Annotated in this window: 14 protein-coding genes and 1 riboswitch; of the genes, 10 read left to right on the plus strand and 4 right to left on the minus strand. The window is 50.7% G+C overall.

Annotated elements, in window-relative coordinates:
- Window positions 1–17 precede the first annotated feature (17 nt).
- The 3 genes from PAEVO_RS24280 (at window position 18) to PAEVO_RS24290 (ending at window position 6243) form a co-directional block, all read left to right on the plus strand.
- On the plus strand, window positions 18–3860 hold the full coding sequence (locus PAEVO_RS24280) for a stalk domain-containing protein (protein WP_100540075.1): 3843 nt from the start codon (window positions 18–20) through the stop codon (window positions 3858–3860).
- Window positions 3861–4026: 166 nt separating this feature from the next.
- A riboswitch (purine riboswitch) is annotated at window positions 4027–4127 on the plus strand.
- 145 nt (window positions 4128–4272) lie between these two features.
- A complete protein-coding gene (locus PAEVO_RS24285) occupies window positions 4273–4842 on the plus strand; it encodes a xanthine phosphoribosyltransferase (protein WP_009593434.1) in 570 nt (189 codons plus the stop codon).
- 39 nt (window positions 4843–4881) lie between these two features.
- Complete coding sequence (locus tag PAEVO_RS24290) at window positions 4882–6243, plus strand: nucleobase:cation symporter-2 family protein (protein ID WP_100540076.1); 1362 nt, start codon at window positions 4882–4884, stop codon at window positions 6241–6243.
- Window positions 6244–6477: 234 nt separating this feature from the next.
- Here the strand turns inward: PAEVO_RS24290 and PAEVO_RS24295 are convergent, their stop codons facing one another.
- The 4 genes from PAEVO_RS24295 to PAEVO_RS24310 all read right to left on the minus strand — a co-directional run bounded on the left by PAEVO_RS24295 (window position 6478) and on the right by PAEVO_RS24310 (window position 10433).
- Window positions 6478–6816 (minus strand): DUF4870 domain-containing protein, encoded by a 339-nt coding sequence (locus PAEVO_RS24295; protein WP_100540077.1) that lies wholly within the window; start codon window positions 6814–6816, stop codon window positions 6478–6480.
- 99 nt (window positions 6817–6915) lie between these two features.
- Complete coding sequence (locus PAEVO_RS24300) at window positions 6916–8877, minus strand: electron transport protein (protein ID WP_100540078.1); 1962 nt, start codon at window positions 8875–8877, stop codon at window positions 6916–6918.
- 64 nt (window positions 8878–8941) lie between these two features.
- Complete coding sequence (locus PAEVO_RS24305) at window positions 8942–9220, minus strand: transposase (RefSeq protein ID WP_100540079.1); 279 nt, start codon at window positions 9218–9220, stop codon at window positions 8942–8944.
- A gap of 166 nt (window positions 9221–9386) precedes the next feature.
- Complete coding sequence (locus PAEVO_RS24310; RefSeq protein ID WP_100540080.1) at window positions 9387–10433, minus strand: serine hydrolase domain-containing protein; 1047 nt, start codon at window positions 10431–10433, stop codon at window positions 9387–9389.
- A gap of 385 nt (window positions 10434–10818) precedes the next feature.
- Between PAEVO_RS24310 and PAEVO_RS24315 the strand changes: the two genes are divergently transcribed.
- The 7 genes from PAEVO_RS24315 (at window position 10819) to ctaG (ending at window position 17399) form a co-directional block, all read left to right on the plus strand.
- Window positions 10819–11007: a hypothetical protein gene (locus PAEVO_RS24315; RefSeq protein ID WP_006208082.1), complete on the plus strand. Its 189-nt coding sequence runs from the start codon at window positions 10819–10821 to the stop codon at window positions 11005–11007.
- A gap of 269 nt (window positions 11008–11276) precedes the next feature.
- Window positions 11277–12026 (plus strand): type I methionyl aminopeptidase, encoded by a 750-nt coding sequence (gene map / locus PAEVO_RS24320; RefSeq protein ID WP_100540081.1) that lies wholly within the window; start codon window positions 11277–11279, stop codon window positions 12024–12026.
- 436 nt (window positions 12027–12462) lie between these two features.
- On the plus strand, window positions 12463–13512 hold the full coding sequence (gene coxB / locus PAEVO_RS24325; protein ID WP_100540082.1) for a cytochrome c oxidase subunit II: 1050 nt from the start codon (window positions 12463–12465) through the stop codon (window positions 13510–13512).
- Window positions 13513–13598: 86 nt separating this feature from the next.
- On the plus strand, window positions 13599–15446 hold the full coding sequence (gene ctaD, locus PAEVO_RS24330; protein ID WP_371860473.1) for a cytochrome c oxidase subunit I: 1848 nt from the start codon (window positions 13599–13601) through the stop codon (window positions 15444–15446).
- Window positions 15443–16063 (plus strand): cytochrome (ubi)quinol oxidase subunit III, encoded by a 621-nt coding sequence (locus tag PAEVO_RS24335; RefSeq protein WP_009590523.1) that lies wholly within the window; start codon window positions 15443–15445, stop codon window positions 16061–16063. Before ctaD ends, PAEVO_RS24335 begins: the two co-directional genes overlap by 4 nt.
- A gap of 3 nt (window positions 16064–16066) precedes the next feature.
- Window positions 16067–16390, plus strand: a complete 324-nt coding sequence (locus PAEVO_RS24340) for a cytochrome C oxidase subunit IV family protein (protein ID WP_071222061.1) — start codon at window positions 16067–16069, stop codon at window positions 16388–16390.
- A gap of 100 nt (window positions 16391–16490) precedes the next feature.
- Window positions 16491–17399, plus strand: coding sequence for a cytochrome c oxidase assembly factor CtaG (gene ctaG / locus PAEVO_RS24345; RefSeq protein ID WP_100540084.1), 909 nt, complete (start codon window positions 16491–16493; stop codon window positions 17397–17399).
- Window positions 17400–17423: the final 24 nt, after the last annotated feature.

Raw genomic sequence — 17423 nt, forward strand, 5'->3', positions numbered from 1 at the left:
GTAGGGGGGTTAATGGGGTGGTATCGATTAGGTTTAGAAAGATTGGAATGATGGCATTAGCCGCTGTACTTGCGGGGAGTGTATTTGGGGGAGCAGGCGAAGCTAAGGCAGCAGCATCAACGGCGCCTATTCCAAGTAAAGAGGGGCTCGTTGCCAGCAACGGATTGCCTATGGGTCAATCCATTACGATTGCCGGAGGGCCCGATCAAGTGGCTGGCCTATCTTCGTCATTGGCTACAGAAGGACTGCGCCAACCAGGCAGCGTAGCTTGGCTGCCCGATGGCTCCGTTGTCGTATCTGATACGGCGAATCATGTCATCCGTAGAATTAAGGACGGGCAGAGTACCATTCTGGCAGGGGCATCCTTGTCCTACAAGCGCGACGGCGGGGGACTCCCGATCGGCGGCCTGCTGGATGGCCAGGGAGAGCTTGCTTTTTTTAACCGGCCATCCGGGATTGCGGTGGATGGAAAGGGGCAATTGTACATAGCCGATTCAGGCAACCATGCGATTCGAAAAATCGATCAAGATGGCAAAGTGACTACCATAGCGGGCAGCGGACGGATTGGGCTGAAGGACGGCAAGGCTCAAGATGCCTTGTTCCACGAGCCTCAGGACGTTGCGGTTACCGAGGACGGCATTCTGTATGTGGCGGATACGCTGAACCACGTGATTCGGCGGATCTCTCCGGATGGGGAAGTAACGACCATTGGCAGCCCGTCCACCCGAACTGTTCAGGTTCGCGCCGGAGTCATCGCATTGGCAGGGGACTACAAGAACGGATCGCTTGCTGAGGCGCAATTTAACGAGCCGGCAGGTCTCGCGCTTGACGGTAAAGGCAATTTGTATGTCAGCGATTCGGGCAATCACGCGATTCGCTATATCGATTTCGGAAAAGGGACCGTTTCGACGGCTGCAGGCAGCGGTCCGTCATCCGATGTCTACGCCAAGGACGCGTTATATGCAGATCCGGGCTATCTGGACGGAGCTGCGGGTGCAGCCCGCTTCAACTCGCCTCGGGGACTGGCATGGAGCGCGGATGATGGGCTTCTCATTGCAGATTCCCATAATCATGCCATGCGTCAACTGAAAGGCGAAAGCGTAATCACCATGGCCGGCGGAACCAGAGGTTACGCGGATGGAATTGAAAGCGAGATCCGATTCAACGCGCTGGGGGATATTTGGGTCGCTTCGGATAGTGGGGAGCTGTTCATCGCGGACCAACGCAATGGGGCCGTCCGGGCATGGTCCAGCTATAAGACGCCTGATGCCTGGCAGCCAAGCCAAGGGATCAGCGCAGCTTACGGGGATCAGGTGGCCCAACTGGGCGACTTGGCCGTTATGAAACAGGGCCAGATCGTGGTGCCTGTCAGAACGTTAGGCTCGCTGCTCGGAACCCGATTGAGTTATGATGCCAAGAATAAGGAAATGACATTAGCCCTTGGCGAGGATGTCATCACGGTGCAAGCCGGAGATCCCAATATGACCCGGGATCAGGCGGGCAAAGAAGTTTCCAGAGCGGAGACGGAAGTTGAGCCGTATATCGCCAACGGTCAGATGATGGCTCCGCTGCGAGCGGTGGCCGAGCTGATGGGCAAGGATGTCCAATGGAACGCCAGTGACAAGCTGGTTATCATCCGGGATTTGGCTGAACGAGAAACGAAGCCGGGTGACGTTAGCTTCAGCACTTCGAACTTTACTCCTCGACGCATGCAGATCGTGGATATCACCGGTTCGGCCAAGATCCGTTACGGCGGATATGCGCAGGTGGATGCCTACAAGGGGATGATGCTGGGCGAAGACGATGAAATTGTTACCGGCTCCGGCACGGGAGGCGCCAAGCTTCGGATCCTGGATACGGACGATGTCATCACTTTAGGCAATGACACAACGTTGGTGGCCGAACAGCTTCGCAAGGCTGGTATCTCCAACGTAACTCGGCTGAATCTTGAGGCGGGGCAGGCTTACTATGATGTAACCGACCTGACCCGGTCGAGGGATCGTTTCGAAGTGCGGTCTGGTTATGTGACGAATAACGTGCGAGGCACGCATTTTATAATCACCGTCAACCCCTTAACAGGAATGACAAACGTAGTGACGGCTAGCGGGAAAGTAAGCTCTTCGATGGTGCCGACAGGCACAGAAGGGTCCCTGCCATCCGGCACGGTCACGATTAGTCCTACGCAACAAATAACGTTAGGCGGTTCACAAGCGGGACGGCCCCCTGTACAATTCATCGATATGGAGGATTTGATTGGGAACGCCTCGCCGGAAATCATTGCTCAGCTCATTAAGAATAAGAACGACATCGACCGGGAGAACGAGGAGCTCCTCGAGAAGAAGCGGCAAGAATTACAGTCCGGACAAAGCGGAACCGGGGATTTGGACTTGAATATGAAATCGCCGGAGGATTTGTCAAGAATCACAAATAACTTGGATCAAATTATCGGAAACATTGCCAAAGAGGCTCTTGATAAGAAGAAAGTAAGCAAAGAGGAATTAGAAAAACTTATTAAAGAAGCAAACCGGGATTCGGAGAAGAAGCTTGATCTTGGCCAAGTGAAAGATTTGGATAAACAAGCCGGACTCGACCCTGCTCTGGAGCAGGCGCGCTTGGAAGCACTGAAGCGTAAGCAGGAAGAGGTTAAGAAGAAGCAAGATCAACAGCAGGATCTGCTGGATCAGCTGCAGCAGCATCTCGGCGATATGCTGGCTAAGATCGAGCAGCAGAAGAAACAGCAGGATGAAGCGAACAGGAAAGCACAGGAAGAAATGAAAAGGAAGGCTGAAGAGCAGCTTCTTCAATCCTTAAGCGCAGAGGAGAAGGCACGTTTTCTCCAGGGCAAGAAAGAAGCGGAGCAGGAGAAAGGCGTTCGGCAGCCGACGCCGGTTAGTCCGGTCGGCGGCTTAGGATCCGGAGGCAGCGTATCTCCGCCTGTAACCGGTCCGCCCGTGACCGAGCCCCCAGTGACTGAGCCTCCGGTAACGGAACCTCCTACGACGGAGCCGCCGGGGACCGAGCCTTTCGTGAAGGTTGTATATAGCGATGATATGAGCAGTGAACTGTCGGCCCGCCCGGACAATTATTTTGGATCCATTCATTTCGAGACGAAAGGCTTGGCCGATGACCTGGAAGTTCAAGTCAGGGTGACGCTGACAAGGGATGGAAGTCCGGTCGTGGGTCTGCCTGTCCGTCATGGCGAGCAGACGGTGGAATCCAACGCAGAGGGTAGCTTTACCCTGCAGTCTGTTGATGGCACCGGCTTTAAGTTAAGCGAGGTCGCTTCGCCGGATACTCCGCTGGAGTTCTATGCCGAACTGCTGGAGCCGGGCAGCTATACGGAGAAGATTGAGCTGTTGGAGATGAAAGACGATTCATTGACACCGCTTGGAGAAAGCGTCCGTTCCATCCAGGTCAGTCCCTTTTCGCAATTCGAATTCGTTGGCGAAGGGCCGTTTCCGGCAGCCCTTGATATGTATTGGGGATTTTATTCCAAGGCGTACGGACTGAGCGAGGATACCCGGGTTGGCTATGAATTGACGATACTCGATGACCATGGTCAGCCGGTAAGTCTGGGCGTACTCGGATTCCGAATGAAGCCGCATGAGCCGGGAACGATTCCGACGGAGGGGTATGAGATCGCAACTCCCGATAGTGATGGGGTATACCGAGTGAACGCAGGTTTAACCGCTGGCGACATGGAGCTGGAAGGGAATGGGAGCGATATCTTGTTCCGTTGGCAGCAAGCTCATGTCGGGACTTATACGCTCCGTATCCAGCTGGTTGATATAAACGGCGATGTATCAATGCCCATCGGTGATCCTCTGGAATGGATCATAAACGTTGTGCTAACAAATTAAATGGCCTTGCAGGCTGTCCCATGAAACATATGGGGCAGCCTTTTATTCGTTTTAATTGACCAGCCGTTTATTATTTCCGTAAATTTTCACTTTATTTTTTCATAGAGAATGCGTTATACTTCATTCATTCGGAAATATAACATTTACACGTAAGCATTCTAAGGAATTTGGATATCATACATTTTCTCGTATAGGTGCAGGAATCGGCCTGCATGTCTCTACCCGATCACCGGAAATGATTGGACTACGGGTTATAGCAGCAGCGGACAAGCCAGGTCATTTCCATTTGATCTCTATGGCTCACGGTGCGTTTTTGCTGCTTATGCCCACTTGTTTCTTTCCCGGCGAATCGGTGAAAGGAGGAAGTGGGCTTTTTTGCTTGGAATGTGAACAAATTTTAAGGGGGAGCATCATGCAATTACTGCAGAACAAAGTGAAAGAGGAAGGCATTGTATTAAGCGGACAGGTACTTAAGGTGGATTCGTTCCTGAACCACCAGATGGATCCGGTATTGATGAAAGAGGTGGGAAAGGAATTTACGCGATTGTTTAAGGAAGCGAACGTGACTCGTGTATTGACCATTGAATCCTCCGGCATCGCGCCCGGCATTATGACCGCCCTTGAGATGGAAGTGCCTCTCATCTTTGCACGGAAGCAGAAGTCGCTGACCCTCCGTGAGGATATATTCGTGGAGAAGGTGTATTCCTTCACCAAGCAGGAGACCAACGAAATTACGGTCGCGAAAAAATTCATCAAGCCTGGCGATAAAGTGCTGATCGTCGATGACTTCCTTGCCAACGGCGAGGCGGCATTCGGGCTTGCCCGAATCGTAGAGCAGGCGGGTGCCGAAGTAGTAGGCATCGGGATCGTCATTGAAAAAGCGTTCCAACCAGGAGGACGCTTGCTGGCCGAAGCGGGTTATCGGGTAGAATCGCTCGTACGGATTGCATCACTTGAAGATGGCGTAGTGACATTCGCATAGACCGAAAGCTAACAATTTATTGGGGGGAATCAAGAAGCCATGGAACAACAGAAACAAGCGGTGCAAGAACCGATTTTTGATAAAAATCGGAGTCCGGGTAAAACCTTTTCGCTGGGTTTGCAGCATGTATTGGCGATGTACGCAGGGGCTATCATCGTACCGCTTATCGTTGGCGGGCAGCTCGGCTTAACGACGGAGCAGCTGACTTATCTCATCGCCATCGACCTGCTTGCATGCGGGGTCGCAACCTTGCTGCAGGTATTCGGCAACAAGTACTTCGGTATCGGTCTTCCGGTCATGCTCGGCTGCGCATTCCAGGCCGTAGGTCCGATGATCATTATCGGACAGCAGCATGGGATGTCGGCCATTTACGGAGCGATCATCGCTTCCGGTTTATTTGTCATTCTGTTCTCCGGCTTATTCGGTAAGCTGATTAAGGTATTCCCGCCTGTCGTTACAGGCTCTGTTGTTACGATTATTGGTTTGACGCTGATTCCCGTAGCCTTGAATGACCTTGGCGGCGGTCAAGGCAGCGAGGATTTCGGCAGTGCGCTCAACATTTCCCTTGGCTTCGGCGTTCTTGCCTTCATTATCATCATGAATCGGTTTGCCAAAGGTTTCTTGCGTTCAATTTCAGTGCTTCTGGGTCTTATTCTAGGCACCGTGGTAGCCGCATTTTACGGTGGAGTGGATTTAACCCCGCTGCGCGAAGCTGGCTGGTTCCGTGCTCCGCAGCCCTTCTTTTTTGGTACGCCGGAGTTTAAGCTCGTTCCGATCATGACGATGATTCTGGTGGCGATTGTCAGCGTTGCCGAATCGACGGGCGTATTTATGGCGCTTGGCAAAATCGTGGATCGTGACATCACATCTAAAGATCTGTCCCGTGGTTACCGTGCGGAGGGCCTTGCGATTGTGGTAGGCGGTATTTTCAATTCGTTCCCTTATACCACATACTCTCAAAACGTGGGTCTGATTCAGATGAGCCGTGTGAAGACGCGCGACGTGATCGTTGTGGCGGGGGGCTTGCTGGTTTTGATCGGATTTGTTCCGAAGATTGCGGCTATGACGCAGCTGGTACCGACTTCGGTTCTCGGTGGGGCCATGGTAGCCCTGTTCGGCATGGTTGTATCTTCCGGTATTCGGATGTTAGGAGATCAGGTAGACCTTAACCGTCACGAGAATCTGTTCATTATCGCGTGTTCCGTCGGCATGGGCCTGGGTGTGACAACCGTACCGGGTCTGTTCGCGAGTCTGCCTGACAATCTGCGTATTCTTGCCGATAATGGCATTGTGGCAGGCAGCTTGACAGCGATTGTGCTGAATCTGATCTTCAATGGTTTGAGAAATACGAAGCCCACTCGCACAGATCAAGGGGAAACAGCAGAAGGGCATGCTGCATAACCAATGCTCCTGAAGCAGCCGGATAACCTCCGGCTGCTTTTTTTAAGATAAGACAGTATCATCTTCAGAAGCTTACCCTCGTTATCTCGCAAGAATAATTTCTGCGATTAGAGGTTAACTTCTGGGAAGAGGACGTCGATAGACCTTTTTTTTGATCCGGTTCCATAGGTTCCAACCCAAAATGGCTGCCTCCCTAGAGTGGAGGCAGCCATTTTTAAGTGAGTTCCCCAAGCTTTATACGCGCTGCATTTGTTTCTCTGCAATATTGCCGATCCAGGGCAGCTTGAACCATTTTCCCTGAATGGCGTTGGCCATAAGCACCAGCCACATCAAGACGCCGACCAGCGCCAGGAGGGCGGAGGCCAAAAGGCCGATGATGGGCACCGCGCTCGACAGCAGGTGAGCGACGGCCAGGACGCCAAAGGCCAGCAAGGACTGCAGAGCATGAAATATGACGTAGCGGCTTCTTTTTTCTAATGAAAGAAACAGAATTCCTCCGACCATGGGAAAAAGATAGCACAGCGTAGCCGCCAGATTCTCGGGAAGTCCTGTGGACGATTTGAAAGGGGACATCTCATCAACTCCTTGTCTTAGACCGGTTCTGGGGTAGGGCAAGCTTTATACCTTACCTTATGAGCCGATGGGACAAAGTATGATGGTTAAATCCCGAACTTATTTCATTTTTAATTGCAGCAGATACTTCACGAGAGCATCCTGCTGCTCCTGCGTGAACCCGCTGCTTTCGTCGACCCAATACTCATGTCCCTGACCGGTGACATGGGTGTCTCTCAGCCTTGAATCCTTGCGGTTCGCCTCGACGACCTGCAGTCTCAGCTTACGGTCTATCAGGGCTTTCAGGCTGTTGTAAGGGTCCGGGTGAATCCCTTTCATAAGCGTCTGCGTTACGCCGGTTTGCGTCAGGTTAGGCCCGACCGCCACGCCGCCGTCGTGCAAATACGGTGCGGACCATCGAAGACCGATGAGCCCTTTGACTTTATAACCGCCGTCCGACGGCTTATGGCCGAAACCTAACTCGATCTGCTCGGGGTCGATATCGTCCAGCGGGATTTTGGTTATCTTGGCGTCCGGTGGGATCGGCACAGGCGTATCGGGCGGGTAGAACTCCGCTTCGCCAAAAACGTTCTGCGTACGCTGGAAAGCCTTGGCCCTTGCAGGCTCGGTACCGATTTCAGCCGCGCGCATAATGCGGTTATTCGTAAAGAATCCGCCAGCGTGACAAGTGATGCATTGCGCCTTTTTAAATACTTCCGCTCCGAGATTGATTGTCTTGGCATCGGAGGTTTCCTTAGGATCAGTTTCAGGCGGACGGATGGTATTTTGATAGGCGGACATGGCATTCACTTGCTCCCCGGCTTTGAATCCCGGCGAGCTGATGTACAGCCCGTTCGGTGCGATGGCTGAAACTTTCGGGAAGTTTGGAATCTTAACTGCCTCATTCACGCCGGGGGTTCCGGGGTTGGGATCCAGCCGGTTAAAGAATTCGGTTGGCTTCAGCCCGCTGCTCGGATCATAGCGAAACTTACGATGGGCTGCATTTTGCAGAATGGTGCCCACATAAATCTCTTTGTCGATCCCCCATAACGGTTCGCTAACCTCGGTTTGACTCAGGGTATCCGTGTTTTGGGCGTGAACATTGTTGCTGAAGGTGCTAAGTCCCTTGAAGGGACCCACGGTAGCGAAGCCGCTCCAGCTGTAGGGGTGATCGCCCTTCGTAAACATATCGGGAATTTGGGTTACGTCGCTGACCAGATCCACGGTTGTATCGAAAGTGCCGGGCATCCATTTGACCAGATTTTCGTCAACGGCTTTCTCTAGCAGGGCGGGGTCCGGCAGCGCTTCGGTTTTTCCTTTGGAGTTAACAACCGTACGCTGCTCGTTCTTTACATAATCCACCAGGTTCGCAACGTCCGTATGGGTGAAATATGCCGCGCTATTCGGCGCCAGCGCCAGCATTAAACCGAGGTTCAGGTCGGAGTTGGGCGCACCTTCGACGATCATTCCCGTCTCACGGTTGACAGTTGCATGGCAGGCCATGCAGCTAACGCCGATCCGGGTTTTGCCTTCGGCATATTTAAACGTGATGCCAACGGGGGCATAGGCTCCCTTGGCTACATCAAAGCCAGTATCGATCTTGTCCCCCTTACGGAAGGACTTGCCGCCGACGGTGACATCCTGATCAAGTTCGACTCGTAAATTGGTGGTTCCCTTTCCCTTCAACTCCGCGAGGGCTTTGGCAACATTCTTCAGCTTCATCGGACCGTCGACTATCCCCAAAATATCGGTTAGGAATACCTCATTGCCAAAGGACTCCTCATACAGTGTACGGCGTCCTAAAGCAAGCAGTTCTTTCGTCACCTCCACCGCGCCATTGGCGGCTGTTAAACGGGGATCTTGATCCTGAAGGGCGGTACCGGGAACCGTAAGCGTTTTGCCCCAGATATCATACTGGCGAATGAAACCTCTTTGCTGGGCTTGAAGCTGCGTGGTATTCTCCAATTTATGTGCCGGCGGTATATAGGCGTATTCCGGCTCCACGATGTAAGCAATAAGCCATAGGGCTCCTACGATGGCGATCGGGATCAGCCATAACAGAAACCGTTTCGGTATTCGCATGTCATATCACCCTTTTATAAGCAGGTCTGATGAATCATCTCTTCACTGCCGATATGCAAGGGCTTTAATCTACTTCCACATCATGCCGCAGCGGAGATTCGGCATTCACCTGTTTATCAGGACCTTTTTCCTTCGGAACAAGACGCTCATCTGTCATGCCTCGATGGTGGTTTTCAAAATCATACTCCGCCAGCCGCCACTCCGTGGAGCCCTTCTGCGGATCGAACGGGAATTCGTCGCCTCGTTTCAAATATTCCTCCCGTCCCCATTCATTCGTGTATGTTCCGTCTACTTCAACCTCTTCTCGGGAAATAGGGTGGAGATCCTTGTCTTTACCGGACATGTCACATGCTCCTCTCAGGCTTGATTTTAGAAATGATTCATATCGCATAAAGTAACCAGAAAGAGGAGGTACTATCCGCTGTAATTTGCATGTAAGTCAGATTACGGACTCGGGAAAGAACGGAATCCTCCTCCTGGTGTAGGGAAGGGCAGAAGTTGAGGATCTTTCAATTGTATGGCGGTGACGCAGCGGGTTTTGATTTTAAATTATCAAGAATATAGCGCTCCAGCAGAAACCGCGGGTTCTTCCAGCGGCTGACTTTGCTGTCGGCTGTAAATACGACAACCGTATCCAATTGGGGGAAAAGGTAGATTTGCTGTCCTCCATGGCCGTGTGCAAGCGCAAAGGGAGTCCCGTTCTGAATGCCGGTCCACCACTGGAATCCGTAATCGCCAAAGCCGGGATAGCCCTTAACCTGTGGAGCGAGTGCTTGCTTAAGCCATGATTCCGGGATGAGCGTGGTGCCTTGCCACCGTCCTCCATTCAGGCAGCAAAGACCGAATTTGGCCATGTCGCGGGAGGTAAGACAGAGGCCGACGTGACCCATGCTGTGGCCCTCGGGGCTTGGGGACCAGGCAGCATGGCGAATCCCGAGCGGCTCGAATAAATGTTGTCTGGCATAGGCGTAAGCGTCCATTCCGGTACCCTCGCTAATGGCTACGGAGAGCAGATGGGAATCCGTGCTCCGGTATTGAAAGAGGCCCATTTCCTGTTCAATGACAGGAAGGGATAGCGCGAAGCTTGTCCATTTTTGGTTGCGGTGGAATCGGTGAATGAGCGGTTCCCCTAGCTTTTTACCGGTTTGCCATGCAAAGCCTGAGGTCATCGTCAGCAGATGATGAAGGGAAACCTTTTGCAATAGCGGATGGGCTCGTTCGGGAACATATCGTTTGAAGATATCGATTGCAGAGGAATTCAGATCAGGCAATTCGCCGCGAGAGCGGGCGATGCCGCATAACACCGACGTAAAACTTTTGGTAGCCGACCTGAGATCATTCAGCGAGGAAACGCCATGACCGTTGTAATAGCGTTCGTAGATGAGTTTGCCGGCATGGAGCAGGAGAAAGCTGCGCATTTTCGGGTATTGTTTCTGAATGATCAGATCGACCTGATCAAGCGTATCAGGGCGAAGCCCTGCTTCTTGAGGATCAGCGGCAGGAATAGGTGAGCCTAAATCGACGGGGGAGTGCAGGATCGACTGTGAGTTCGTCATGATCTGTAAGGCCTCCTTGTATTTGAATATGTTATTCTGAGTATCAATTTGTGATATTCGTTGATTTCTGGAGTCGGCGGGAGGTTCGTTTGAATGTATCTTAACCAATTCCGGGCACAAAGGATGACCTGATGAAAAAACATAGCACAAGAAAACATTTTTTGGGAAAGATGAAACAAACAGAAGAATATGATATAATATATTAATGATTCAGTTGCATGCTGTTAGGGTATGTATAGTGTCAGGTGCATTGGTAAGTTGCTGAATATCAACCTAATGGTCACCGTAAGAACTGCAATATGGCTTCAACTTAATGAGGTAGATCTTTTCGGCATTCTCTTTAAACGGAGTAATTTTATTCCACACGTTTTGGGAGGGATCCATCATGGCAACGAAAGGTCACAATGAGGTTAAGGAAAGTCTGCGGGAAATGACACGAATTTTCCGGCCTAAAGATCCGAAAAAATTTGTAAAGGAGTATGTCCGGAAGTACCATATTATGGGGGGCTATGAAGAAGAGCTTACTCTTGTTGTTGAGCATGAACTTGGCAAGCTGAATTCCTCCGTTTCGTAACCTGTAACAGCACCTGGTCTATAGAAATATCACCAACACGCATCGCATCTTCACCTTGTTAATGACTAATGATATGAACCATTTAGAGTTTATGGTTAAACCGTTTTTGGGACAAATGTCCCGAAAACGGTTTTTTTGCGTTGGCCTGTCTCTTTTAAGTCAACAGGCTCATACTTCCTCGAAAGTCCATTTCCTAGGGGTATTTTGCATCGGTCCCTACATATATTGTTAGCAATCGATCCGTAAAGGATATAAGGGAGTGGACAGATGTGAGGACACAGCTCAGACGGAAGGAAGAAATCGGATATATCCGCGAGGCGGGACGTATATTGGCTGCGTGTCACCGTGAAATAGCGAAAGTCATCAAACCGGGGATCACGACGGGTGAGATCGATGCCAGGGTCGAGAGGTTTTTGGAGAAGAACGGGGCTTTTCCCGAGCAAAAAGGATATAAAGGATTTCCATACGCAACTTGTGCTTCGGTCAACGAGGTGGTGTGCCATGGATTCCCCGACCAGCGGCCGCTGGAATCCGGGGATGTTGTGACCATTGATATGGTGGTGAATAAGAACGGGTGGCTGGCGGACTCCGGCTGGACTTACGCGGTAGATAGGGTTTCAACGGAAGTAAGCCGGCTGATGAAACACACCCATGAAGCCCTGTTTAAAGGGATCGAGGCCGCCCGGCACGGTGCAACCTTGGGCGACGTGGGTCATGCGATTGAGCAGGTTGCCGAAAGGGAAGGCTACGGGATCGTTAGATCGCTTGTCGGTCATGGCATCGGCCGTGCCATCCACGAGCCGCCCGATGTGCCGAACTATGGAGTTCCCGGAAGGGGACTCAAACTCAAGGAAGGAATGGTCATTACCATCGAACCCGTTTTTACCCTGGGCCCCTCGGGCGCCGTGTTCTGGGGGGATGATGGCTGGACCATTTCCAGTGCGGATGGATCGGTGGGTGTCCAGTATGAGCATACGATTGCCATTACGCGTGGAGAAGCGGTTATCCTGACGGATTAAGATTCCGAAAAATATACCATAATAATAGGAGGTTTTCTTCGTGAGGCTGTCTGGGCTTTTCGAAGAACACCTCCTTATAGCATGGGTGTCCAGATAAATGGGGGAAGGCTGCATATAGATTCAAAAAGGCGGAAATGACTGTATATATAGCTATGAAGGCTGTCGCTGACGGGGTGTGAAGAATGTCGAATGATGGGTCACAGGAGGGGAGATACAGTTTGAAAGCGATTGCAAAATCAGTAATGGCGCGACTTTGACGACTTTTCGAACAATTTGTGAACTCCCTGTGAATGATTGACAAAAGCAACCCATGAACTTATATTTAATAAGTGATTGCTTTAATTGACAGGATTACTTCATCCGTGATTGTGCAGGTAGATTACCGCTGTTTGCGCCGGATGGTAGTCTACGAAAATCGGAAAAGTGGGGTAGATCAATGATGAAACGGTGGCAGGCTGTAAAGCGTCTTCTTCCTTTGATGGCCATGTTTGCTTTGGTGTTATCCGGCTGCGGCCGAGAGGATTTGTCGGTCTTAAGACCACAAGGTCCGGTAGCACAAGGTCAACTGGATTTAATTAAGCTCTCCATTTCGATTATGATCGTCGTAATGGTTGTGGTATTTGGAATCGCCGCATACGTGCTTGTTAAATTCCGTCGAAAGAAGGGACAAGATGAAATTCCTGAGCAAGTAGAAGGTAACCATAAGCTGGAGATTATTTGGACGGCGATTCCGCTGCTCTTGGTACTCGTGCTTGCAGTTCCTACTATTCAAAAGGTATTTGCTTATGGAGAGAACGACTGGAACAATCCAGATGCAGTTAAGGTGGAAGTTACTTCTCACCAGTTCTGGTGGGAGTTCAATTATCCAGACTACGGCGTAAGAACCGCTCAAGAGCTGGTTATTCCTGTAGGCAAGAAAATTGCTTTCCAATTAAAAACGAATGATGTGCTTCACTCCTTCTGGGTACCATCGCTCGGCGGCAAGATGGATACAAACACAGAAGGCAGCGTTAACTACATGACTCTGGTTGCTGACAAAGCAGATACATACATTGGTAAATGCGCAGAGTTGTGCGGTCCTTCTCACGGCTTCATGGAATTCCGGGTGAAAGCGGTTGACGATGCGGCATTTGACAAATGGGTTGCGGCATTTAAAGAACCTGCTGTGCTTCCTGCCGATGCGGCACTCGCCGAGAAATTCAAGACCAACTGCCTTTCTTGCCACGCTGTGGGCGACCAAGGCGGAGCCATGGGTCCTAACCTGACCGGCATTGGATCACGTGAGACGATTGCGAGTATCTTGCTGAACGACATAAGCGGCAAACCAGGCACAAAGCCGACGAAAGACAACCTGGTGGAATGGCTGATGGAGCCTCAGGCTGTAAAACCTGGCAACACGATGCCTAATCCGAAGGATCTCGGCTTCAGTGACGAAGAAATCGAGCAGATTGCCGATTACTTGGCCAATTATAAGTTGGATTATTAATACAGCAGCAAGAACTTTAAAAGGGGGTACAAACCTTGGCTCACGCTCATGCTCAAAGCCATAGCGTCAAACGCTACACGGGGTTAATGGATTGGCTTACAACCGTTGACCACAAGAAAATCGGGATATTATACCTGATAGCGGGCGGCTTCTTCTTCGGGATTGGCGGTATTGAAGCGATTTTGATTCGCTTGCAGCTGATCAAGCCGATGAACGATCTGGTATCGGCTCAAGTATTTAACGAATTGATTACAATGCACGGAACGACAATGATCTTCCTTGGCGTTATGCCAGTTATCTTCGCCTTGATGAACGCGGTTATTCCGCTTCAGATCGGTGCACGTGACGTCGCATTTCCATTTTTGAACTCGCTTGGATTTTGGACGTTTTTGTTCGGTGGACTTTTGCTCAATCTTAGCTGGATTATGGGCGGCGCGCCTGATGCGGGCTGGACATCCTATACACCGCTTTCCACAAATGACTACTCGTCCACGCACGGTGTAGACTTTTATACCATAGGTCTTCAGATTGCAGGTCTGGGTACGTTGATCGGTGGTATCAACTTCCTGGCTACCATCATAACGATGCGTGCACCTGGAATGTCCTTCATGAGAATGCCGATGTTTACATGGACGGCTTTCATTACATCGGCCATGATCCTGTTTGCATTCCCTGCAATTACAGTAGGTCTCGTATTGCTTAGCTTTGACCGTTTGCTCGGTGCCAATTTCTTTGATGTTGCGGCTGGCGGTAGTCCCGTATTGTGGCAGCATATTTTCTGGATCTTCGGTCACCCTGAAGTTTACATTCTGATTTTGCCGGCGTTCGGTATTATCTCCGAAGTTATTCCGACATTCTCCCGTAAACGTTTGTTCGGATACAGCTCCATGGTATTTGCAACCATCCTGATCGCCTTCTTGGGCTTCATGGTTTGGGCTCACCATATGTTTACGACGGGTCTTGGACCTGTAGCGAATGCGCTCTTCTCCATCGCAACGATGTTGATTGCCGTTCCTACCGGTATCAAAATCTTTAACTGGCTCTTTACGATGTGGGGCGGTCAAATCCGCTTTACCAGTGCAAACCTGTTCGCGATCGGTTTCGTACCGACCTTCGTTATGGGTGGGGTTACCGGCGTCATGCTGGCATCTGCTCCTGCAGACTTCCAGTTCCATGATACGTACTTCGTTGTAGCTCACTTCCACTACGTTATCGTTGGTGGTCTGGTATTCGGTTTGTTTGCCGGATTGCATTATTGGTGGCCAAAAATGTTCGGTCGCGTACTGAACGAAACGCTTGGAAAATGGACGTTCTGGTTGTTCGCCATCGGCTTCCATATGACATTCTTCGTACAGCATTTCCTTGGATTGCTCGGTATGCAGCGGCGGATTGTCTCATATCTGCCGAACCAGAATTTTGACGAGCTTAACTTTATCAGTACCATCGGCGCAATCTTGATGGGAATCGGCGTTTTGGCCTTCTTGGCAAACGTTGTGATTACTTCGAGAAAACCGGTTGGTGCTCCGGCCGATCCATGGGAAGATGGCCGTACGCTCGAGTGGAGTATTCCTTCTCCACCGCCAGAGTACAACTTTAAGCAAATTCCGCTTGTTCGCGGCATTGACGCTTATTGGAAAGAGAAGATGGCAGGCAATAAAGAGATGACACCATCCGAACCGGTGGGTCCTATCCACATGCCTTCGCCAAGTATCCTTCCGTTTGTGATGTCACTGGGTCTGTTTATCGCGGGTCTTGGTTTCATGTTTAGCACGGAGGACTTCTCGAATTCGTTCATGAGCTTAATCTTCAATAAATATATCGTTCTGATTGTTGGTCTTCTGATTACGTTCGCGGCAATGATCGCTCGTTCCCTGTACGATGATCATGGATATCACATCGAAGTTGAAGAACTGGAAGGGGAGGGTAAAGCATGAGTCACGCTGAACATGTAAACGGCGAACTTCCTCACGAGCCGGAGAAGGCAACACTCGAAGGCCGTAATAAGGTTCTTGGTTTCTGGCTCTTCCTCGGTGGAGAGGCCGTGCTCTTCGGTACGTTGTTTGCAACGTTCCTGGCGCTTCGCGGGCAGAACAACGAAGGCCCAACCGCAGCCGAGCTGTTCTCTCTGCCGATTACGGCAGCAGCAACGCTGATTTTGCTTGTCAGTTCCTTGACCAGTGTGTTCGCCATTCAGGCGCTCCACCGTCACAATATCGAGAAGCTGAAGTTGTGGCTGATCGTAACCGTTGTTCTGGGTCTTGGGTTCCTTGGCCTTGAGATTTATGAGTTCTATGAATATGTTGTGCATGAATCGTTTAACATGAAGACGAGTGCATTCTCGTCTGCATTCTATACGCTGGTTGGCTTCCACGGTGCCCACGTTGCTTTCGGGGTTGTGTGGATCAGCCTGTTGATCGCTCAGCTGTACAGAAAAGGGTTAACCGTGGTTACAGCACCTAAGGTATATGTTTCTGCCATGTACTGGCACTTTATCGACGTTGTATGGGTGTTCATCTTCTCGGTCGTATACCTTCTTGGAAAGGTGGGCTAAGGAATGACTGCGAATCAACAATCTAATGAGGGGCCTACAGTTAAACACCGCCATCGTGTGGAAGGCCCTGAGAAACACATTGTTGTCTTTATTTTCTCCATTGTCCTGACTGCGATTGCTTTTGCGGCCGTCGCAGCCGGTGGCATCAACACAGCATTTACGATCATCATTTTGCTGGTTATGGCTGTGTTGCAGGTGTTCGTGCAAATGGGTTACTGGATGCACTTGAAGGACAAAGGGCATCTGATGCCAATCCTGTTTATGATTGGCGGGTTCTTCGTAGCTAGTACCTGTATTGTCATGGCACTGTTCTGGGTTTGGTGGTAAAATGAAAAAGAGGTGGGCTACTTCAGCCCCCTCTTTTTTTAAATCGTAGGCAGGTGTCACAATTTCGACAGAATTTAACCCGTTATGGGGAGGTTTTTGCATGCTGGGCTTAGAATATTTTAGTTTTGCAGATAAATGGAGTCCCTTGTTCCTGGCATTTATGCTGCTCGTAACAGCAGGCTACTTCCTGTTGACCGGGCCGCTGAGCAGTCGATTCGAAGGGAGTGCTCCGGTTTCCGCTGGAAGGAAAACACTGTTTGTAGGTGGTATGCTTGCGTTCTATCTTGCCCAGGGTGGACCCATTGAACTGCTGGGGCATACGATGTTCTCGTTTCACATGGTCAGTATGGCAATGTCCTATTTAATGGCGATGCCGCTCTTGATTCTGGGTATTCCTGTTTGGATGTGGCGGGCCTTCGATAAGGTCAATCCGTTTAAGAAGCTCGGTTTCCTTGCGCGTCCGATTGTTGCCGCGGTTCTGTTTAACGGCTTGTTTTCCTTTTATCACATCCCGGTTATCCATGATTTTGTTATGTTGAATTTCTGGGTGCACCGTTTGTACTATCTAATCCTGTTTATCGCCTCGCTGCTGATGTGGTGGGCCATTATTAACCCCATCCCGGAGAAGGACAAGTCCTCAGGGCTTTTGAAAATGGGCTACATCTTTCTCAATATGGTCTTGCTGACTCCGGCGTGTGGGCTCATTATTTTCTCAAGCGAGCCGATGTACGCAACCTACAGCGATCCTGTGGTATGGGCGAAGGCAATGGGATACTGCGTAGCTAGTGATACCTCGGCATTGCTCAGTCAATTTGGCGGACCTGAGTTCTTCGGCTATCTGGAGCCTGCGATTGACCAGCGAGTGGGCGGGATCATCATGAAGTTTTTCCAAGAGATCATTTTTGCCTCGATGCTGGCCTATGTGTTCTTTCATTGGTACAAACGAGAAAATCAGGAAGACGATCCTTTGCCTAGCGAGATTCCTCCCGGCAAGCTCAATCAGGCGTAAGAGGATTATTGAAGGGGGATCCAT

Origin of the sequence: Paenibacillus sp. GM2FR (assembly GCF_002803325.1) — a bacterium.
Lineage (GTDB): Bacteria > Bacillota > Bacilli > Paenibacillales > Paenibacillaceae > Paenibacillus_AQ > Paenibacillus_AQ lautus.